This window comes from Ktedonobacter robiniae (assembly GCF_016587375.1).
Classification (GTDB): Bacteria; Chloroflexota; Ktedonobacteria; order Ktedonobacterales; family Ktedonobacteraceae; genus Ktedonobacter; species Ktedonobacter robiniae.
Map to the genome: position 1 here is coordinate 192215 of NZ_BNJG01000004.1, position 23330 is coordinate 215544.

Sequence of the window (23330 nt, forward strand, 5' to 3'; positions counted from 1 at the left end):
CCTGGGATCCCTTCTCCATTGCGTTGCTCATTTGGGTAATGGTACGTCATGGTCAACGAGCACACTCTGTGAAGGGAACCCTCCAGGGAGTTACAGGAATATTTGCGATTAATTACGGTCATTTGCGATCAGTTACAATCATTACAAGCGCTACTGGTAAAGGGTCGCACCACACGGCAGGACCGGCCCACACCTCAATACATCGGCACTCCACTATAATCGGAGATGTCAAATGCTCTCGGAAATGTTCGTGGTTGGAAACGTAATAACGCTACGTCTCGCCCCTTTTAGTTTGCGGCGTTGGCTTTCCTGTTGTTGAGCCTCCGCTTGCGCACGCTGCTCCTTCTCCGCCTGGGTCTCGATGTCAAGCATCCCAAGTGGGCTATCAGGCACTGTGATAATCTGTTGCACAATCAGCAAAAACTGGTTCATCAGGTGCTCTATCTTGCTGGCGTTGAAGAGATCTGTACGGTAGTTCACGAATCCCACCAACTCCTCCTCACGCTCAGCCATAAACACGGCCAGGTCAAATTTCGCGGCCTGGACCTCATTCTCTAGCGGTTTTGCTTCGATTCCGTGAAATTCTAGCGACGGTTCAGGCGTGTTCTGCCAGACAAACAACACATTCACGAGCGGGGTCTGGTGGCCTTTTCGTTCTAATTGCAGCACTTCAATGATCTTCTCAAACGGCAAATCCTGGTGGGCGTATGCCTCCAATACCATGCCGCTGGCTCGCTGTAACGCGTCCTGGAATAGCTCGCCCGCATCAAACTGCATACGCAAGACTAGCAAATTGACAAAGAAGCCGATCAGCTTTTCTGTTTCTTCATGCATGCGGTTGGCGATATCCGTGCCGATGACAACATCCTGTTGCCCCGTGACACGATAGAGAAATACCTGAAACGCGGTTAAAAGCGTCATAAAGAGGGTGACTTGCTGGCGACGGCTAAACACTTTCAATGCTTCGGTCACCTGTGAGGGGATCGAGAAGAGGTAGGCCGCGCCTCGATTGCTCGCTGGTTCCGACTCTGATCGTACAGCGGGCAATAGAATGGCACTTGCTCCTCTTAATTGTTGCGTCCAGTACGCTATAAGGTCAGCCAGGATCGAACCCTGCAATTCATTGCGTTGCCAGACGGCAAAGTCGACATACTGGATAGGAAGGGATGGGAAGGGGTCTGGCTTCTCCTGGATGAAGGCGTTATACAGGGAAACGAGTTCTTGCAAGAAGACGCCAACCGACCAGCCATCAAAGACAATATGATGAAACACGACCGAGAAGATGTGCTCATCCTGCGCGAGGCGCGTTACACCGACCCTGAGCAGTGGGCCATGCTGCACGTCAAATGGCTGGGCCATGGAGGCCATAATCATACTCTGCGTTCTCCGGAGCCTTTCCGCCTCCTCCAACCTTGACACATCGATCATGGTCAGGCCCACATCCATTCTCGCATGGATGATTTGTACAGGATGTTCGAGCGGGAAGGTCGTGCGCAAACATTCGTGGCGTTGGACAATTCGCTGGATACACCGCTCTAGAAGCTCCATCCGTAGCTCTCCCCGCAAAGTCACGTTCACTGGGAGGGCATACACGCTGGCATTCGCGCTCAATTGGGACAGAAACCACATGCGCTGTTGCGCGAACGAGAGGGGAAGCTGCTGGTCGCGCCGTACCGCGACAATCGTGGGCACAGCGGCGCTATGCTGTTGTTTGCGCAGGCGTTGTTCGACGCTCTGCGCGAACTCGGCAACCGTTGGCGCTTCAAACAGCACGCGAAGCGGCATATCTACGCGTACCTGTGCCCGCACACGAGCGATTACACGCGTCGCCAGCAAAGAATGCCCGCCCAAGTCAAAGAAGTTTTGTTGGGTGCTCACCTGTTCCCGGTTTAAGACTTCGCGGAAAATCCCTGCGATCACCTCTTCTATGGGGGTTCGGGGCAGGCTCTGCGACGCTTGCACCTGTTCATCTTCCTGGGGGACTGGTAGCGCTCTGCGATTGACCTTTCCTCCAGGCGTCAGGGGCAAGGTTTCCAGGATCACAAACGATGTGGGCACCATATACTCCGGCAGGCGCGAGCGCACATATTGACGTAGCTCATTTTTGCGTAGCACGCCATTTCGACCGCCGACGATGTAAGCCACCAGGCGTTTATCGTCTGGCCTGCGCTCCCACGTCAGCACCACGCATTCGCTGACATCGGGATGTTGCGTGAGCACCGCTTCAATCTCGCTCAACTCAATGCGAAATCCACGGATCTTCACTTGATAGTCTGTACGCCCGATATACTCGATGCAACCATCAGCCCGATAGCGCGCCAGATCGCCAGTCTTATACAGCCTGCCACCAGGGCCGTCCGCGAAAGGATGGGGTAGAAAACGCTCTGCCGTTAAGCTCGTGTCATTGATGTATCCCGCCCCAAGGCACTCACCCGCGATATACAGTTCGCCCGGCACCGAGAGCGGAACCAGTTGCCGGCGCTCGTCCAACACAAATAGCTGCGTATGCGCGATGGGCCGCCCGATAGGCACAGGGGTATCTTGAAAACGCTCCAGCTGACTGATGCGATAGTACGCGACGACATCAGAGCACTCCGTTGGTCCATAGGTATTCACAACCTGCGCGTGACAGCTTTCATGCGCGAGCCACGCCTGCAACCTGGCAACCGCAATCGGCTCCCCTCCGAGAAAAACATGCCGTAAGGTGGTTAGCCCTGCAAATTCGCCACCATCGATAAAAGGATAGAACATCGAGGGTGTACAATTCAGCAGGGTAATGGCTCGCTCCTGGATGCTTTGCCGCAGCAACAGGACATCGTGATAGCGGGTTGCTAATAAGTGCAAAGCGCCACCAGTAAGCAAGGGGGCAAAAATGTTTTTCTGGGTCAGGTCAAAGCTCAGCGAGGTTACTAACAGCACGCGATCCTGTCCGGTCATGTGAAATTCTGAGGTATACCAGTTCAAGAGATTCGCAAAGCCCCGCTGATAGACTGCCGCTCCCTTTGGTTGTCCGGTAGAACCAGAGGTAAATATAACATATACTGCTTGCTCCAGGCCGCCCCTGAGTGGAGGATTGGTGCTCGGCTCGCGAGAGAGCGCGACGCGTTCACTATCGAGCGCGATGGCATGTGGTATATGCCGCCACTCGCTGTGATATAGATGCCGCTGGGTGAGCAGATACGCGATATGCGCGCCTTCCAGCATAAATATCAGTCGTTCCGCCGGGTAAGCTGGATCAAGTGGCACATAGGTTCCTCCGGCCTTCAAAATGCCCAGCACACCAAAGACAAGTTCCAGCGAGCGCTCCAGGCAGAAACCAATCTTCGTGCCTGGCTGCACGCCTAACATTAGCAAGCGATGGGCCAGTTGATTCGCCAGACGGTTGAGCACACTATAGGTCAGGACGTGATCTTCAAATACGACGGCCACGGCGTCAGGCGTGCGTTCAACCTGGGCCTCAAAGAGTTGAGGCAGGCTGTCGCGCGCCGGGGCGATGACGTTTTGGGTCGCGTTCCAATGGTGAATGAGGATGTGGCGCTGCTGCTCACGCAACAGCTCCAGTTCACTGATTGCTTTCTCTGGATGCGCGATGGCCTGCTCTAACAAGCTGATAAACGCCGATGCCATCCACTCAATTGTGCTGCTCTCAAACAGGTCCAGGCTGTATTCCAGGCTAGCCCGCAACTCCTGACCAACCTCAGTAATGTCCAGGGTCAAATCAAACTTGGCCGTTCGACTGGCGAAAGGCACAGGGGTTAGCGTGATATCGGCCAGCCGGGGCTTGCTGGTCGGCGCGTTAAACAGGTTGAACATCACCTGCACGAGCGGCGAACGACTCAAATGACGTTCTGGACGCAGACGAGCCACCAGGACCTCAAAGGGCAGAGCTTCGTGCGCGAAAGCATCCATGGCAACGCTGCGTATCCGCCCCAACACCTGGCGAAAGGTAGGGTTCGCACCAAGGTCGGCGCGCAAAACTAGGGTATTGGCGAAGAAGCCGATCACCTCTTCAAACTCCGAGCGCGTGCGGTTGGCAATGGTCGTGCCAACCGCGATATCGGTCTGTCCGGTGTAGCGCGACAGCAAGACCTGGAAGAGCGCGAGCAGTGCCATAAAGAGCGTCACGCCCTCATCATGACTTAGCGCTCGTATTCCACTGGTGAGGGCGCTCGAAATTCCAAACGTCTTTTGCGCGCCGCGATACGTGGGCACAGCCGGGCGCAGGTGATCCGTCGGCAGTTGAAGCGCGGTTTCCCCCTCTAATTGCTTGGCCCAATACGCGTAGACGTGTTCCTGTTCCGCTCCCTGTAGCCACTCTTGTTGCCAGAGCGCGTAATCAGCATATTGGAGCGGCAATTCCGGAAGCGAGGCTGTCTGCCCCTGGACATACGCCGTATACAGTGTGCTTAGCTCGCGAATAAAAATACCTGTCGACCAGCCATCAAAGACGCTGTGATGAAAGGTTGTAAACAGTACGTGCTCGGTCGGGCGGAGACGCAGCACGGTCACGCGAAACAGTGGCGCGTGCATCAGGTCAAATGGGCATTGCGCCTCGTGCTGAGCCAGACGCGCGATCTCGCTCTGTTGCCATTCAGACGTGAGCGCGGACAGATCCACGACAGGCATGTGGAACGCTACCGCTACCTGGATTCGCTGGACCGGCTGCTCATTCTGAAGACGAAAGGCGGTGCGCAATATCTCGTGGCGCTGCATAATGGCGCGCAGGCTCCGCGCTAATGCGGGCATGACGAGCAGGCCGCTCACCTTGTTCGCGGCGGCTATATTGTACGCGGCGCTGCCTTCCTCAAACTGGTCGAGAAACCATAGCCGCTGCTGATTCGATGAGAGGGGCAGGTCTTGCTGCTGCGTGCGACGACGGAGAGTGGTAGTCTGTTCTCCCGTTTTTTGCGCGATCTGCTGCTGCAAAAGCTTTTGCAATAACGCTCGCTTCGCAGGCGAAAGCTGTGCAAGTTGCTTCGCTGGATCGTTCACTGTTGTTATGCTCCTTACTCCGCCGCCTGTTGTCCGAGGAGCAGCGCTACTTCCTCTTCAGATAATTGATCCACGCTCTGGAGTAGCGTTTCCACCTGGGCCCCATCAAGCGCCTCCATCTGTCGCTGCGTGATGGTATTCGCCAGGCTCTCAACCGTTGGGTACTCAAAGAAGACGTGCACAGAAAGCTCGACCTGGCAGATGTCATATAAGCGTTTCAGCACCTGCATAATCATGACCGAGTCGCCACCCAGGTCAAAGAAGTTATCGCTCGTGCCAACCTTATCGATGCCGATGACTCTCTGCCAGATATCGGCGATATGCTGCTCTAACGAGTTGCGCGGCTCGACGTAGGAGGTCTTGATGTTCGGTCGGCTATGGACGGCGCTCGCGGTCCCTACCTCATCCTCTTCGATGTGCGCGACTGAGGGGTGTTGCATTCGCTGCTGTACTTCCTGCAAATTACGCGTTGAGACCATCACCTGCGGGAAGGCCGCCCGCTGGAGAATTCGCTGAAAGGCCTCGACCCCCTCACGCGACAGAATCCCATCCTTTGGCAGGAACCCGCGCCGCGTGGTGCCGCTCGCTTCCGCCTGGTCGCTGCCGGTAGATCCATTACCGTTGCCCGTATCCACAGCCATCCCGACTTCCTGCCAGGCATCCCAGTTAATCGAGAGCGTCGCCACATTTCGCCGCGCCGTATTGTAGAAGGCATAGCAATCTAAGAAGGCATTCGCCGCGCAATAGTCGACCTGACCCGTGCCGCCAATCACCGAGTAGAGGGAAGAGCAGAGCACAATGAAGTCCAGCGGTATATCCTGTACAACGCGATCCAGAACGAGGGTGCCGCGCACCTTTGGCGCGAGCACGCGCGCGGCTGCTTCAGGAGCTTTGAGTTGTATAATGCCCACATCAACGACACCGGCGGCGTGAATAACGCCATGAAGCTGCCCGAAGCGCCGTTCGGCCTGGGCGAGCACCTGGCGCATGGCGACCTCATCTGTGACATCGGCGGAGACAGGCAGGACCTCCGCTCCGGCTTCCTCTAAAGCCTGGATAGAGCGAATGCGTTGAGCGCTCCGCTCATCAGTGCTGTGAGTCGCCAGCCATGCCTCCCAGTCCTCGCGGCGAGGGAGTTCGCCACGCCCAAGCAATACCAGCCTCGCCTGCACCGTTCGCGCAAGATGCTCGGCCAGCACCAGCCCCACGCCGCCTAAGCCACCCGTGATAAGGTATACCCCTCGCTGACGCAGCGGCATTATGGATTCTTCCGGCGCTGGTTCCAGGGCCACTGGCTCGGTTGTCTGCACCCAGCGATGCCGATTACGATAGGCCACGGCTACCTCTGGCTTCTCAAGCCGCAGTTCCGTCGCCAGTTGCGCGGCAAGCCACTCGCTGCGCAACGCCTCCCCAACACAATCCACGTCAATAGAGTGGCAAGTCATTTGTGAATACTCGTGGGAGATGACCTTCCCCGGCCCAAACACGGTTGCCCGTACCGGCGAGTACACTTCTCCGCCCATGACCTCTTGCAAGTGATTGGTGATGACGGAAATCTGGACGGGATGCGTGATGTTGTGCTTCCCCAGGGCCTGCGCGATGAAGAGCAGGCTATAAAAGCCGCGCTCCTGAGCGCTATCGCATTGCTCCCAATCCGTTCCAGTGACGGCTTCCGGTATGATAGACCAGAGATGCACGATTCTGGCCGGTTGGAGATGAAGCGTGTCCAGCGCGGTAAACAGGGCCTCATAGTCACCCAATCGCCCCGGTTGAACGGTGTAGAGCCGGTTAGCGAGTTGGGAGAACGCATCGCCCGCTTTCACCGTGATGACGGTTTCGCCATCCTCCTCAAGACACCTCGCAAGCTGCGCGCCCGTTCCGTACTCATCAGTGAAGATCACCCAGGGGTGATCCTCGCCCGCTTGCTGAGGCACGAGCGTGGGTGACAAAAGCGAACGCTTCCAGGAAGGGACCGAGAACCAGCGCGTAACATCCTGCTCTTTCGTGGGCCAGCCCTGCACCCCGGATTGCAGGTATTGCCGCTGAGGATATTTCCAGTAGCGTTTGCGCTCAAAGGGGTAGGTGGGGAGAGAGAGCCGCTGTCGTTGCTCCCCATTATGAAATCGTGTCCAGTTTAATTTGACGCCAGCGCTCCACAAGCGCCCGCAGGTATGCAGCAGGAAGGAGAGATCAGACTCGCTATCCTGGGGATGGCGCAGCGAAGGCAAGGCCGTATGCTCGCTCCTCTTCGCAGGATGGCGTTTCACAAAGCTCACCAGGCTACGGCCTGGACCAAGCTCTAACAACACTCTGGCAGAGGATTGCAGCAAGGTCTGCAATCCATCGGCGAAGCGGACGGTCTGCCGCAAGTGCTGCGCCCAGTATTCGGGCCTCGTCGCCTCTTGATTGGTAATCCAGGTGCCGGTCACGTTGGAGATATACGGGATCTTCGGTGCTCGCAGGTGTATCTTGCGCACCTCCGCCGTGAAACGCTCCAACATTGGATCCATCATCTGCGAATGGAAGGCGTGCGAGGTGTGCAAGCGCCGGCACAAGATATCGCGCTCCTGCAACTTCCGCTCTAGCTGCTCAACGGCGTCGAAGGGACCGGAGACCACACAGTCGCTCAGGCTATTACAGGCCGCGATGGAGAGTTGTGGGCCGAGCAGCGCCCGCACCTCACGCTCTGGCAGCGGCACGGATGTCATTGCGCCCGCGGGAAGCTCCTGCATCAGGCGACCACGCAGTGCCACCAGGGCCAACGCTTCTTCCAGCGTAAACACGCCCGCCAGGCACGCGGCGACATACTCGCCGATACTATGACCAATCATCGCGCCCGGCTTCAAGCCCCACTTCATCCATAGCTGAGCCATGGCGTATTCGATCACAAACAGAGCCGGCTGCGTCACATAGGTCTGGTTGAGGCGCTGGCTCGCTTCCACTTCTTGCTGCGAGGAAGCGGGATAGAGGAGCGCGCGCAGATCAAAGCCCAGATGCGGCTTGAGCAGTTGCGCGCACTGATCCACCTGGGTGCGGAAGACCGGCTCGCACTGGTAGAGTTCGAGCGCCATCTTGCTGTATTGCGCGCCCTGGCCAGAGAACAGAAAGGCGACTTCCGCCTTCTGCTCCTCCTCCTCGGCGCTATATCCCTGACCCTCCTCTAATAGCCTCACGGCTTCGCTTGCGCTATCACAGACGAGGGCGTAGCGATGCGCGAAACGCTTGCGCCCAGTTTGCAGGGTAAAGGCGAGATCAGCCAGGGAGGCAGCGGGCCGCGTCTGGAGATACTCCTTCAGGTTTGTCTTCATGCGCTCTAGCGCCTCTTCGGTGCGTGCCGAGAGGAGCAGCACTTGCCAGGGGCGCGAGGCATCTGGTGCCTCCTCAACTTCAGGGGCCTCTTGCATAACTATATGCGCGTTTGTTCCACCAATACCGAAAGAACTTACTCCTGCCCTACGCGGTATATCGTCCGTCGTCTGCCAGTCGGAGAGAACGGTGTTCACATAGAAGGGACTCTCTGGGAAGTTGATCTGTGGATTGGACTCCTTGTAATGCAGACTGGGCGGGATTTGCCTGTGCCTTAACGCCTGGGTGGTCTTGATGATGCTCGCGACGCCAGCCGCCGCCCCAAGATGACCAATGTTTGATTTCACGGAGCCAACGGCGCAAAACTGTTTCCGTTGCGTACCTCGTTGAAAGGCCTGGGTCAGCGCGGCAATCTCAATCGGATCGCCAATCTGGGTCGCGGTACCGTGCGCTTCAATATAGCTGATCGTGTCAGCCGATACATCCGCAGCCGCCAGCGCTTCCATAATCACTCTGACCTGCCCATCGACGCTGGGCGCGGTATAGCCCGTTTTGATCGATCCATCATTGTTAATGGCCGAGCCTTTGATGATCGCGTAGATATGATCCCTATCTTCAAGCGCTTCACTCAGGCGCTTGAGGACGATAACGCCCATTCCTCCCATCGCGAAAACGGTGCCGCGAGCCTGGGCATCAAATGGGCGGCAATGTCCATCGGGAGAGAACATACTGCCCTCCTGATAGAGATATCCCACCTGCTGCGTCGTGTAGGCGGTCACGCCGCCCGCCAATGCCATGTCGCATTCGCCGTTCTTTAGCCCCTGGCAGGCGGCGTGAATAGCCACTAACGACGTAGAGCAGGCGCTCTGCACATTAAAGCTCGGTCCCTTGAGGTTCAGCTTATACGAGACACGCGTGGTCAGGTAGCCGCTTTCCGCTCCCAGCACCGAGAGCAGATCGCGCTCCGCTGGCATGATAGTGTAGCCGCCCGCGTTCCCATGGTACGCATTCACCTCTGATCCGCCATACACGCCAACCAGTCCGGTAGAGGATTCTGGCGTATAGCCCGCGTCCTCTAAAGCGGCCCAGGAGCATTCAAGAAAGAGACGTTGTTGCGGATCTAAGATCTCCGCCTCCGTCGCGCTATAGCCAAAGAAGGCCGCGTCAAACAGGTCTATATCTTCAAGCGCGGCGGCGGCTCTGACATATTTCGCGTCTTTCGTCCAACGCGCCACCACCTCTTCTGGTACGTATCCCAGCGACTTTGCCAGCGTGCTACGCAGTTGTTCGTCAGAGCAGTAGGAGATACTCTCCACGCCCTCGCGGAGATTGCGCCAGAACTCGTCGGCAGTATTAGCCCCAGGTACACGACAATGAAGACCAATAATAGCGATATCCGAATCGGAAATGTGTTGATTATGCATCATCTTCATCCCTTTCTTTGATGCGATGCTTGAGCCTGGTAAGCCTTTCCTGCTGATGCGATCCTCTCCGCCGCTCTATGCGTTGCTGCTGGACCGCACTGGTCTCCGGAGCGGGCGCGCTTATCTGCCCCTCTTGCGCGAGGAACTCCGATAGCATGGCAATTGTGGGATATTGGAAGAACATCGTCACCATAGAAACATTCTTTTGCAGTAATTTACGTAACCTGGTGTAGGCTCGCACCATTAAGAGCGAGTTGCCTCCCAGATCAAAGAAGTTATCGTGAATGCCTACCTTCCGACCAGGCAATAGCTCTTGCCAGACGGCCGCGATGGTACGCTCTAAGTCCGAGTTTGGCGCAGTAAACGCCTTTTCAACTGCCGCGCCGGACATCTCAGGCTGGGGTAGATGCTGACGGTCTACTTTGCCGTTTGCGGTCAACGGCAGGGCGCCGAGGAGGAGGATAGCCGAAGGCACCATGTACTCAGGCAGCTTATTGCGCAGATACTCACGCAATTCACCAACCGAAAGACCCGCCTCACCCGCTCGCGCCAGGGCCGCGTTCGCTTCCCCCGTTTTCTCACTTTTGCCTGTCCCACCTTCCAGGAATGACCAGCCCGTGGAGGCGGTAGGATCGACGCCCCCACCAAGCAGGCTATGCAGGAGGATCTGCTCTCCCTCCAGGGCAAAGTGATCCTGGATAGTCGCGAAGTCTAATCCACCAATGGGGCAGAGGCCCACTGCGTATTGGGCCGCCATGCTCATCAAGAGTTGTCCAATATAGCCCGCCTCCAACAAACAGAAGTCACGCGCCACCTCACCATAGCGTGCGCGCACCGCCCGCAAATCGCCTATGAGAAAGAGCGTGAACGCGGATTGCGCGAAAATGGGCCGGTTCTCAGCACCATGAATATGTTCAGGTAAACGCACATCTTCCGCAATAATCATCAATTGATGCATTTGTGGATTATAATAGTAAATGCCTTCTGGCAGACCCTCAACCCGGTCGGCCTTGATATAGAGATAGGTTTGCACAGGATAGATGCTGCTCGCGGAGGGATAGGGATACTTCGGCAACTGCTCAAGCTCGATTTGTCCCAGGATGCCGAGGAATTGACTGAATTGCTCAAACGGGATGGTTTCGGAGAGGAACTGACGGTAGCTCAGGCGTTGCCGGTATCTATCTATGGTCCGCGCATCGCGCTCTAGCGATGGTAGCTCGATAATGGTACCCGTCGTGTCCTGGCGGATGCTACCCTGCCCGAATTGCGCGCCAAGATGTTGCAAACCATTACTATGTCCGTTTGCCTCACCCATATAGGCACGTCTACCCGTCAGTTGTTCGAGGCTGTATTCCTTCCGCTCTGGAATGGCGGGAGAGGCAGCCTGACGTGGCACCACATATGCCACCAGCCGCTTATCTTTGCTCACCGGATCATTCATCGCGGCGGCGACGACCGATTGGACCGCCGGATGCTTGAGTAAGGTTTCTTCTATCTCGCCAAGTTCTATACGATGCCCAAGCACCTTGACCTGGAAATCTTCGCGCCCTAAGAACTCAATGTTCCCATCTGGCAGGTAACACCCCAGATCTCCTGTACGATACAGCCGCTCGCCCGTATGGGGATGGATGAAGAAGCTGTCTCGCGTCTTCTGCTCGTCACGCCAGTACCCCCTGGCAAGCCCGATCCCACTGATATACAGTTGACCAGGAACCCACGTGGGACATGGCTCCAACGCGTCGTTTAGGACCGCAAAGCGCTGATTCAGCATCGGCTTCCCATAGGGGATGCTCTTCCACGCAGGGTCCACTGCCGCAATCGGGAAGAGGATCGACCAGATGGATGCCTCGGTCGCGCCCCCCAGGCTGATAAGCTCAACCTCTGGCTTCAATGAGTGCAGGCGCTCAGGGAGCGTCAAGGGGATCCAATCGCCGCTCAACATGGCGAGCCGTAAGCACGAGTTCCGCAGACGCCCGCCCGGCGCTCCCTCCGCGTACTCAACGCACATTTGCAGCAAGGCTGGCACGGAATTCCATATCGTGACACGCTCCCTCGTCACGATTTCCAACCACGACTCAGGGTCACGAATGTCGCCCGCCGCGGGTAAGACAATGGTGCCGCCGGCAGCCAGGACACCGAAAATGTCATAGACCGATAAGTCAAAGTTTAAGGCGGACAGCGCCAGGACACGATCTTGGCTGCTCACCTGAAAGCGCTGATTGATATCCAGAATGGTATTGACCGCGCCTCTATGGTCGATCATGACCCCCTTGGGCAGACCTGTAGAGCCGGAGGTATAGATTACATAGGCCAGGTCCTCTGCTCGCTGCACCGATGACAGTGGCTCCAGGTCGACGCGGCTTACGTCGAGGGTGTCTGCGCAGAGGCGTTTCATATGGTCCGGCCAGGCCACACGGTCGTCAATCCAGGATTGGGTAATGACACACTCAACCTGCCCATGTGCGAGTAAGTAGAGCAGGCGCTCAGGCGGCAAATGAGCGTCAATGGGCAAGTACGCCGCGCCAGATTGCAAAATGCCGAGTGTGGCAACAACCTGCTCCCAGCCTTTCTCCATCACGACGCCCACAAGCTGATTCGGTCGCACATGCCACTGCCGCAGCTGGTGCGCCAGTTGTAACATGCTGCTATAGATCTCTTTATACGTTAAACTGCGCTGAGGCGCGATTACCGCGATGTGATCGGGCCGCTGCTCAACCTGCCGTACGAAGAACGAATGGAGCAATTCATCGGAGACGGGCGCGGCTGTCTCGTTCGCTCTCTGGCGCGCGCATAGGTATTCCTGGGGGACAATCGCTCTCGTTGCCGCCTGCCAGTACGCCTCGTCCTCGGCCAATCGCTGGAGCAAATGACAGTAAGCGGCGAACATTTCCGCCATCAAGCCAGCGGGGAAGATCTCATCGACTGATTGCCAGTGGAAGATCAATTCGCCATGGGACTCCAATACCTGGTGATCTAGCCAGACCTGGGGTGTTTGGCTGACACAATAGACCGTCTCATGCCAGGGGGTGGGATGCTTAATCGCGGTATCCTGCACGAGCAAGCTAGTAAACACCACGGGCATCAACGCCTTGCCGACTTCTCCTTGCGCGCGCGCCATATGCCGCAAGACCTGAAGACCGCTATAGAGGCTATGATCTAAATCCGCCCATAACTGCGCCTGCAACCGCTTTGCCCGCTGCTCAAAGTTCGCGCCTCCCATGGTATCCACCTCTAAGAGGGTAAGCGAGGTAAAATCACCCACAATCTCGTTGACCTCTGGATGCAGCGGCAGGCGGTTAAACAAGGTCAGATTAATGCTAAAACGCGGCGACTTACTCCAGGCGGTAAGGATTTCAGCGAAGGCCGCCAGCAAGACGCACGAGGGGGTTATCCCGGCCCTCATGGCAAGGACTTTCAATTGTTGCCAGGACTCGCGGGACAGATGCCCCTCCCGATGCACGGTTCGCGCCTGCGTCAGCAGGGCTGGATTCCTACTGATCGGCAAATCTGGGGCCGCCGGCAAATGAGGCAGGCGCTCTAACCAGTACTGCTCATCTCGTCGATAGCGCTCAGTGCTTTCCAGCGCGCTTGAGGCCAGGGCGTAATCTCTAAAAGAAAGCTCCAGTGGAGGAAGCACCTCATCAGGATAGCTATAGCAGTAGGCAAACTCCTGGATGAGGATATTCATGCTCCAGGCATCAGCGAATAGCACTTCGACACTTACATGCAAGCGGTAGAGATGCTCATCAAGACGCGAGACGCGCAACGCGAAGGTAGGCCAGGACTCAACATTGAAGAGTTGATGATCCATCTGTTGCCGGATCTCCGCCAGGCGGGCCTCTCGCTCCTGGGAGAAACGGTCGCGCAGGTCCTCGAACTCAACATGATACGCGGGAACATGCTCTAGAATCTGCTGTTGACCATCCGGCAGGATAATCGTGCGCAGCATCTCATGGCGCGCAATCAACTTCTGGATCGCGCTGTTGAGGCGCTGCATATCAAGGTCCAGGGCCTCCACTTCAATATAGCCATGATTGCCGACGTTGCCTAGCTCAAAGGTGTCGCTACGCCCGATCCAGTAGGCCTGCTGCACATCCGTGATGGGAAATGGCAGGTGGCGCCGCTTGCGATCATGCTGTACAGGTGGCAGTTCCGCTTCCTGCTGTATCACGGTCGCATCGGCCTGCTTTTGCTTGATAAGCTGGGCGCAGGCGAGCGGCGTGGCATGGGTAACGAACTCGCTGAGCGTCAAAGCGACATCGAAATTGTGGCGAATACTGGTCAGGAGTTGAGCGGCGAACAGCGAATGGCCGCCAAGCTCAAAAAAGCTCTGTTCAGGCTCGATCTCCCGCACACCCAGTATCTGTTGCCAGATGCGCAGCAACCGTTCTTCGACAGAGGCATCGTGTTGAGATGCCTGTACGCTCCCAAGCTCCCCCGTGTAACGCACACAAGTGGTTTCAGGCGGAGTACTGATCGTTTCGATATCAAGCCACTCAGGCCACACCCGCTCACGCTGCCAGCTATACGATGGCAAACTCACACACTGCCCTTCACGCGCATAGAGCGCCTGCCAGTCTACCGTGAAGCCAGCGGCATAGAGCGTTCCCAGCGTTTTCAGCAGGGCGGGGCTATCACTCTCCTGCCAGCCCAACGACGGCAGCGTGTAGCATTCCAGATTATGGTGCAGTAAACGCGCAAGAACGGCCCCAAGCGCGGTCGAGGGAAGGCCAAGCTCCACAAACGTATCATAGCCCTCCTTGAGCATCTGATCAATGACAGAGGCCGAGAGGTCGGGAATGCCCGGACGCAGCACAATTGACGCGGACGCCTGGTACTGTCCCAGCGTCGTGGAGTAGAGCGGAATGGTCGCCTTCTCCAGGCTGTGGCTCGCCGTTGGCTGCGCCCCGCCATGCTGGGCGTGTTCTTGCTGTTCGGCGTAGTGAAGCAGAAACGCCATTGCCACATCTAAAGAGAGCGCACCCGCAATACATGCAGCGGCAACCTCTCCCTGTCCTTCGCCAATGACGGCATCGGGCGAGACGCCAAATGAAGACCATAACACCGCTAACGCGACCTGGAACGAGAAGAACACAAGCGCATCGGGGACCGTAGCACTAAAACGAAAACGATCTGTCGTCGCTAGTTCCAGCAGAGGACTTCCGGTCAATGACAGGAAGATGCGGTGGCACTCCTCAAGGGTTCTGCGGAACGCGGCCCCTTGCCACAGCCGCTCGCTCTCCATCATCTTGCGCGGCGGCCCCTGGTATTCGCACAGGAAAACCAGCTTATGGCGTTTAGCGCGACTTGCCCCTCCTTCAGAACCGGATGAGCTATCCACGAGCAACGCATCCAGGGCAGCGACGGCCTCCAAAGCGGTTTTACCGTTGACCGCCAGGCGATATGGGTGATGCGAGCGGCGAGCGCCAGCTGTATAGCAAATATCGTACCAGCTATGCCGCATCCCTTCCTCAGGGGAACACAAGAAATCGCGCATCGCCCTGGCCTGCTCTACCAGGGCTTCTTTACTGCGAGCCGAGAGGGGCAGGATGCACGCCTGCTCTGTCTCCACCTGGCGAGGCTCCTTCTCCGGGGCTGTGAGAATCAGGTGAGCATTAGCCCCTGTCAAAGAGAGCGTTGTCACGCTCGCGACACGCTTCCCACCGCTTCTCTCAGGCCAGGGACACGCGGCTCGTGGGGCCTCTAGAAGCCCCTGTTGCGCGGTAAGCGCGGGACCAGGGGTTTCAATATTGAGCGTGGGGGGAATCTGCTCATGATAAAGCGCGAGCGCGACTTTAATGACGCTGGCAATGCCAGAAGCCGCCTCTAAATTACCAATATTGGTCTTGACCGAACCAACCATACAGGGATGAGTACGCTCCTCGCTGGCCCCGACAACAGCGCCCAGCGCGTTCAACTCAATCAGGTCTCCCTGGACAAAGCCTGAACCGTGCAACTCCGCGTAGTCAACGTCCGAGGGCGTATACCAGCCCCCTCATACGCGTCCCGTAGCAAACGTTCCTGCGCGCGCTGATCCGACGCGATAATCCATTGATTATGCCCATTATGATTAATAGCGATTCCTTCGATGAGTGCGTACACGCGATCAGCAGGCTTTACCAGTGAGAGAGGCTTGAGCACAACGATGCCCGCGCCCTCGCCCCGTACCGTTCCGTTCGCCTCTGCGTTCAGCGCCCGACATTGCCCATCAGGGGAGAGCAAGCCCGCCTTTGAGACGATGATCATGCCATCAGGAGAGAGCATCAAACTCACGCCACCAGCCAGGGCCATGGTCGCCTCTCCCAACCAGAGGCTCTGACACGCCATTTGAATGGCGGCGAGCGAGGAAGTGCAGCCAGCATCCAGTGATACACTCGGCCCCTTCAGGTCAAACATGTAGGAAAGGCGACTGGACGCGAACCCACTCTCATTGCCAGTCGCAGTATAGCCATCAATCTGGGACCAGTTGCGGCTCTGTAGGCGGAGGTAATCACTCCACCCAATACCGATAGAGACGCTTGTTCGGCTTCCCGCTATTTGCGACATGGAAAGACCAGCATCTTCAAACGCCTCCCAGGCCACCTCAAGCAATAAACGCTGCTGAGGGTCCATCATCTTCACTTCGCGTGGAGATATGCGAAATGCGCGCCAATCAAACTGATCTACCTGCTCAAGAAACCCGCCCCAACGGCTTGTTGTCCTCCCCGCAACAGTCGGGTCCGCATCATATAACGACGCGCTATCCCAACGATCATGAGGGACTTCACGAATGGCACTTCGCCCCTGTTGCAGTAACTTCCAGAACTCACGCAGATTCTTAGCCTGAGGAAAACGACAGCCAATACCAACTATGGCGATGGGCTGCAAGCGATCTTGTTGCATTATGCATCTTCCTTAACTTACTGGCGTCTTGCTCCCGTCTCGCTCCCGACCGACACGCCATGCTTATATGGTCAACACCATTACAGGTAACGGCAGCCACTACCTGTAATAGAGCGCGCTCCCCGACCGGTTGAAGGCGTATTATGGTCGGGCGGCTTTCTCATGCATAAGGATCAGGTCGGTAATAGAGAGTAACGAGCTGAAATACTCAGCCGTAATATCATCAGCCGGCACCTCAACCCCGAACTGCTGCTGAATGAAACCAAGCAGGCGTACAATCTCTAACGAGTTGATCACGCCCCACTCCAATAAAGGCGTGGACTCGTCCAGCCCGATATCCTTCCCATCCAATACTTCAGTTATAAAATACTGTTTTAAACGTTCAACTATTTCTATGCGAGACATCAACGTTTCTCCCCCTGTGATGTAGAACTTGCGAGTTGTTGCGCCAGGGAAAGCCTATCCACTTTCCCATTGCGGGTCCGTGGCAAGGCCTCCATCAGCGAGATGTCATCAACGATCATGTAGCGAGGCAAGCGCTCGGCACAGTGGCGTTTAACTTCCAACAATGATAGGCCCCCCTGCTCGCCCACAACCAGAAAAGCAACCAGACGAGCGGCAACATCTTGCCCCTGCACAAGTACCACAACTTCTTGTATAGCTGGATGCGCCTCAAGGGCCACCTCAATCGCTCCCAGCTCAATACGATGTCCCCGAATCTTGACCATATGATCACGACGACCGAGATAACTGTAATTCCCATCCTCCTGGAGGCATACTATATCACCGGTTGCATAGCGCGCTTCCTGGAGCGCGGGTTGCCCCCAATACCCGACCATCACCGTTGGCCCCTCAACAATTAACTCACCCTCTTCACCGGGCAAGGCCCGCCCCCATCATCCTTGCGAACCCAGACCGTATCGCCAGAACAGGCCAGTCCGATAGGGATGGGCGTTTCCTGCGCGCCATCGCGAGTGGACACCTCATAATAGGTACAGACATTCGTCTCCGTCGGACCATAGAGATTCAGATAGCGCGGACGAGGCCAGCGCTGGTAGAGTGTGCGCAAATGCTTGATCGGGAATGGCTCACCCGCGAAAAGGATCGCCCGTAGCGGCAGGTCTGGCAGGTCTAACAGCCCACCCGCCCCCACCATTAAGGTCAAGGCCGACGGCACCGAATACCAGATGGTTAGCCCCTCCTGCACCAGAAACCGCACCAGCCTTTGTGGCAAATACGCGATTCCATCAGGAATTAAACAGACCGTCGCGCCCGCGTGAAAGGCCACATAGAGATCTAACACAGAGAGATCAAAATGGAATGGCGCGTGATTGGCGAGGCGATCCACGGGTGTAACCCCCAACGTCGTCGCGGCCCAGGTGATAAAAGCGAGCGCATTGCGACTACTAATGCATACGCCCTTTGGTTGTCCTGTAGATCCTGAAGTATACAATATATAGTTAATTACATCATCTGCTTGCTCTGGCACATCGAGCGAAGCAGTGGGTAACTGGCGGATACTGGCCCACTCACCATCCTCTCCGTCCAGCCAGAGGCAGATCACAGCCAATGCACCCTCACTCAGGATATGCTCCGACCGCTTATGCGTCGTCACCAGGACGCGCATAGCGCAGTCGCTGGCGATAGAACGTATACGAGCGGCGGGACTCAGCGGGTCTAAAGGCACATATATCGCATTCAAGCGTAATGCGGCCTGCATGACCGCCACAGAAATAGCTGACTTCTCCAGCCAGATCCCGACGCGATCACCACGCCCCACGCCTAGCTCCCGGAGTTTGTGAGCCAGACGGTTCGCCAGGTGATCGAGGGCGCCATAGGTAAGGCTGGTATCGGGAGCCTGGACAGCCACTGCATCAGGTGTCAGTTCCACGCTGCGAAGCACAAGGTCACGTAAGATCATAATCCCAACTCATTGGCGATAATATCACGCTGCATTTCAGCGGTTCCCGAAAATAGCGTACCGGGAATAGCATCCCGCAACATCCGCTCAATGCCATAGTCACAGTCAATCCCCCGCGCTCCATGGATGTGAAGGGCGTCCAACCCACCCTGGACCGCCGCCGAACTCACCGCTAACTTGGAGAGCGCGATCTCTAAGGTCGCTGGCTCTCCACGCCCAAAGAGCCAGCAGCTACGGTAGAGCAACAACCTGGACATTTCCAGCCGTAGCTTCATATCCGCCACGCGATGGGCTACCGCCTGATTCCTACCGATAGGCTTGCCAAATTGGCGGCGCTCGCGTGCATAGTGAATTGTGCGCTCTAATTGCCGCTCCATAACGCCTAGATACAAAGCGAACAGACAGGCACGCTCCCAAAGCATTGATCGCTTAAAGAGGCTGGCCCCCTGTCCTTCTTTTCCCAGGCGATGAGACGCGGGTACGCGGCAACCCTCAAAAGAGACGCGGCACGCGGGCGTACTGGTCAGGCCCATTTTCGTAAATGGCTCTCCCAGAATCAGGCCCGGCGTTGTACGCTCCACTACAAACGCGGAGATGCCGAGATAGCCGTGCGCAGGATTGGTCCTGGCATACACCACAAAGACATCCGCCACGGGACCATTGCTCACATAACTCTTGCAGCCATCCAGGACATACTCATCTCCCTCGCGGACCGCCCGCGTGTGTAACGCGAACACATCGGAGCCGGCATCATCTTCCGTAATCGCGTTCCCGCCAACAAAACGCCCCGCGCATAATCCAGGAAGGAAGGACTCCTTCAGTGAGTCGGAACCAGCCTCCACAATGGGCATGGTACAGGCCAGCAAGTGGGCCGCAGCGGAGAAGACAAGACCCGTATCCTCACAGCCAAACCCAAAAGCTTCTAGCGCCAGCGCCGTCGTCAACGCGTCGTATCCCCCACCACCATACGCCTGGGAGACACACAATCCCAGCAGGCCAGCCTCCGCGCATCGACGCCATTGCGCGCGCGTCCAGAAATCACCCTGAGCTTGTCGCTGGTCATCATGAGAAATAGCTTGAGCTATTGTCCGCAGAGAGTGGGATAGCTCCTGCTGTTCCTGTGTCCATGCAAAATCCATACCATTGACTCCTGTACACACCGACGATGCTATTCATCCGCACCTTCACCGCTAACACCGAGCGCCATCGCCCCATCCAGTTGTTCACTTATTGTTTCCGTTGGCATAAGAGAGGTACGATAGCCAAGCAACGGCAACAACGGAGATGCCATCATTGTCGTTACGAGCGCCATAATGACAAGCATTGCAAAGAGAGTGGGCGAGAGAATGCCCAGTTCGTACCCAATATTTAAAACAATCAATTCAACCAGCCCCCTGGTGTTCATTAACACGCCCAGGCTAATGGCCGTGTGCCAGGATTCGCCCGAAAAGGCAACCGGTAAAGCTCCCCCCAGAATCTTTCCCAGGCAGGCAACGCCGAGAATAAGCGCGCAAATGCCAAGCAACGCCGGCCCTTGAATCAAGCCTATCTGTGTGCGCAACCCGCTAAACACAAAGAACAGGGGCAGGAAAAGCAAATTGTTCACCTGATCGAGGCTGCGCACTTGCCCGACAAATCTGACTTTCCTCGGCACAATGACCCCGGTAAGAAAAGCGCCAAAGATGGGATGAATCCCAATCGCATTGGTTGAGAATGAAGCGAGCAGCAGCACGCCCATGTTGATGGCGAGCAGCAGATGAGGAGACGACACACGCTGTACGGCATACTTGAGCAGTGGCCGCACGACCAGCAACATCACGCCTATAAACGCCACGGTCAGGCCGACGATGAGAAAGATCGATGTAAAATCATGCGCATGAATCGTCGCCACAACAAAGGCCAGCAAACACCAGGCAACAACATCGTCAACAGACGCGCAGGTTAATGCCAGCATCCCCACTTTGGTACCTAGCATGCGCTTCTCGGCGAGCAAGCGCGCCAGGACAGGAAAGGCCGTAATCGACATCGCCGTTCCCATAAGCAACACAAAAGGGACAAAGGCTGCTCGCGGCCCGGCGAAATAGGGATAGAGGAAGTACGCGAGAATGGAACCAGAAGCGAATGGCAGCAGAATACCGCAGGCCGAGACGATGGCTGCCTGCTTACTATGCCGCAGCATCAACTGCACATCCAGCCTGGTCCCTAACGAAAACATATAGAGGATCAGCCCGATATCACCCAGCGTTTGCAACATGGGCAATGTAGCCGTTGGAAAGAGCAGAGCCTCGACCCCCGGAAAGATCCCCCCCAGCAAAGAAGGCCCCAGAACAAGCCCCGCCAGGATTTCCCCAATGACCCATTGCACACCAACCCATTTACTCAGGTAGCCAAACAACTGAACCGCCAGCAGAATCACTATAAGCTGAAGCAGAATTTGTCCCGTATACATGAGATCTCCTTTCCTATGAGGGGCGGCGTCGTGTATCCAACCGACTCTTCTTCAAAGGAAACAGACAGAGAAAAGGGGGCTAAAAGGCAGGTTGAAAGGCATTGGCAGTGAGTTCGCCGAGGTAGCGATGCCAGATATGCTTCTCATTCTGCTCCACTTGACTCACAATATCCCGCATCTTCCCCAGCACTTCGGGCGTCTCCTCGTCATACACGTCTCCCTGCAAGAGCTTCAAAACGTCCAACCGGTAGCGTTGATCCTGTACAAATGCGGTAAAGAGCACGTTGAGACGATAATAGACCGAGATGAAGTCGTACCAGTTTTTCGTGCCTCGACGCATGGTACTCTCAAAGGTCGCGAAGCTCTCTTTGCGGAATTTCCCCGTCTCTGCTGCTCGCAGAATATCAGCGGACGCAAAGCGAGCGCTATTAAGCGCGATACTCACGCCGGTAGAGAAGATAGGATCAACAAAGCGGGCCGCATCTCCAACCAGCACATAGTTATCGCCACAAATCTGCGACATCGCGTAGCTGTAGTTCCCCTCTTCCGTAAGAGGGCGCATCTGTTGCGCGGCTCGCAACTGCTTCGCCAGTTCTGGCCTGCTCTCGATGCATTCCCAGAAGAACGTCTCGCGCTCCTGACGTGACTTGGCGAAATGCTTCTTCTGCGTGACAACGCCAATACTGGTCACTGTGTCCGTAATGGGGATCTGCCAGATCCAGGAGTTCGTAATCGGTAAGAAGTGGACGTAAATATATTCCGCCTGCGATGGATCAGGCACCAGGGTTGTGCGATCATAGTTTTCAAACCAGGTGTGCAGGGCATACTGATCGAAGATGTTATCCTGCACACGCAGCTTCAGTTGATTTCCCAGCAGCGTCCGCCGACCGCTGGCATCAACGACCAGCCGAACCCGTGCAGCAGCATCTTTATTGTCAGTCGTCGTATAGCAGATGCGTGGCTCATCCGGCGTCGAGAAATCAACACGCTGCACACGCACCCCTTCATACACAGTCGCCCCTTGACGTTGCGCGTGTTGCAGAAGAAGCTGGTCAAACTTTGCCCGATCTACGTGAAAAGTATAGTTTCTATCAACACCTTCCTGCTTACGCTCCTCGAAGCTTACGCCTGCGAAGCAGTCCGCCCCTAAACCTTCCCATTTATGCTCATAGATAGGCCCATTATGAGCAGCCGTCCAGGCCGCTCCATACTTGCGTTGAAAGCCCGCGTTATCCATTTGTTCAAGAAAGTTCAACTCTTTAAAGACGCGGGTGGAAGACGGAACCAGCGACTCGCCCACATGTGGCCTGGGAAAGTGCTCCCGTTCAAAGATCACACAGGATAAGCCGCCTCTGGCAAGATAGGCCGCCGTAGCCGCTCCCGCGGGACCGCCACCAATAATACCAATATCAAAGTCAAACAAAGCCATCCTCCAATCCTTTTAACGCAAGGAATCAAACAAATCTAGCGCAATAGCTCGTAGCAGTGACCCCTGCTCTTTATGTAAGAAGAAATGGTCACCGGGGAAGAAACGCTGCTTAAACATGCCGCTCGTTTGGGTTTGCCAGGCGGCAAGCTCACTACGCGACACCTCTTCGTCACGCAAGCCACCAAATGCCGTAATTGGGCAACCAAGAGGCCTGGAATACGTATAGATATATTTCTCGCATATCGCGAAATCAGCGCGCAAGAGAGGCATAAGTATCTGCAATAGCTCTGGATCCTGCATTACTTCTTCAGGAGTCCCCTGTAAGCGTTTAAGCTCCTGCACAAATTCCTGCTCAGGCAGGTGATATGTTGGAGGATCAGGATCGGGCAACTGGGGTGCCCGGTGACCCGACATGAACAGATGGATCAGTGCCGCCTCTATGCCAGAAGTACTCAGATAACGCGCCAGTTCAAAGCTGATCAGCGCCCCCATGCTATGCCCGAAGAACGCGAAAGGCATATCAAAGTATGGGTTCAACGCAGATCCCAGCGTCTCAACGAGTGGAAGGATACCCTCAAAAGGCTTCTCCCGAAGACGATTCTCACGGCCGGGAAGTTGCACCGGGCAAACCTCTATTTCAGCGGGTAGCCGTTCTGACCATAAACGAAAAATAGAGGCCCCCCCTCCAGCATAGGGAAAACAAAACAGGCGAACGCGAGGGCGCGCTTTACGTTGCCAATAAGGCAACCAGGGCGATACAGTACTACTACTGCTCATGACTACTCCATTCCTTCCATTGCCACGCCGTGAAAATTGCTTGTCCCCACGTCCTACAGCGCCGCGCCGATGCATCGTGTCCGGGGCGCGCCACGTGATGGATGAGTAATCCTGCTCGATACTCACCCATACTTGCACGGTCAACCTTAT

At 56.3% G+C, this 23330-nt stretch carries 8 protein-coding genes and 2 pseudogenes; all 10 read right to left on the minus strand.

Features of this window, described 5'->3' with window-relative positions; all coding sequences use genetic code 11:
• Window positions 1-228: 228 nt before the first annotated feature.
• A complete protein-coding gene (locus tag JMJ04_RS41645) occupies window positions 229-4992 on the minus strand; it encodes a non-ribosomal peptide synthetase (protein ID WP_201376299.1) in 4764 nt (1587 codons plus the stop codon).
• 14 nt (window positions 4993-5006) lie between these two features.
• Complete coding sequence (locus JMJ04_RS41650) at window positions 5007-9725, minus strand: type I polyketide synthase (RefSeq protein ID WP_201376300.1); 4719 nt, start codon at window positions 9723-9725, stop codon at window positions 5007-5009.
• A complete protein-coding gene (locus tag JMJ04_RS41655; RefSeq protein ID WP_420799589.1) occupies window positions 9715-13719 on the minus strand; it encodes an amino acid adenylation domain-containing protein in 4005 nt (1334 codons plus the stop codon). The genes JMJ04_RS41650 and JMJ04_RS41655 overlap by 11 nt, the downstream gene beginning before the upstream one ends.
• Before the next feature lie 170 nt (window positions 13720-13889).
• A pseudogene (locus tag JMJ04_RS49270) lies at window positions 13890-16604 on the minus strand (beta-ketoacyl [acyl carrier protein] synthase domain-containing protein).
• A 141-nt stretch (window positions 16605-16745) separates the two neighbouring features.
• Window positions 16746-17009, minus strand: coding sequence for an acyl carrier protein (locus JMJ04_RS41665; protein WP_201376303.1), 264 nt, complete (start codon window positions 17007-17009; stop codon window positions 16746-16748).
• Window positions 17009-18525: pseudogene (locus JMJ04_RS41675) on the minus strand (amino acid adenylation domain-containing protein). Before JMJ04_RS41675 ends, JMJ04_RS41665 begins: the two are co-directional and overlap by 1 nt.
• Complete coding sequence (locus tag JMJ04_RS41680; RefSeq protein ID WP_201376306.1) at window positions 18522-19664, minus strand: acyl-CoA dehydrogenase family protein; 1143 nt, start codon at window positions 19662-19664, stop codon at window positions 18522-18524. The pseudogene JMJ04_RS41675 and the gene JMJ04_RS41680 overlap by 4 nt, the downstream one beginning before the upstream one ends.
• A gap of 29 nt (window positions 19665-19693) precedes the next feature.
• Window positions 19694-20974, minus strand: coding sequence for a cation:proton antiporter domain-containing protein (locus JMJ04_RS41685; protein WP_201376307.1), 1281 nt, complete (start codon window positions 20972-20974; stop codon window positions 19694-19696).
• 79 nt (window positions 20975-21053) lie between these two features.
• A complete protein-coding gene (locus tag JMJ04_RS41690; RefSeq protein WP_201376308.1) occupies window positions 21054-22403 on the minus strand; it encodes an NAD(P)/FAD-dependent oxidoreductase in 1350 nt (449 codons plus the stop codon).
• 12 nt (window positions 22404-22415) lie between these two features.
• Window positions 22416-23180 (minus strand): thioesterase II family protein, encoded by a 765-nt coding sequence (locus JMJ04_RS41695; protein ID WP_201376309.1) that lies wholly within the window; start codon window positions 23178-23180, stop codon window positions 22416-22418.
• Window positions 23181-23330: the final 150 nt, after the last annotated feature.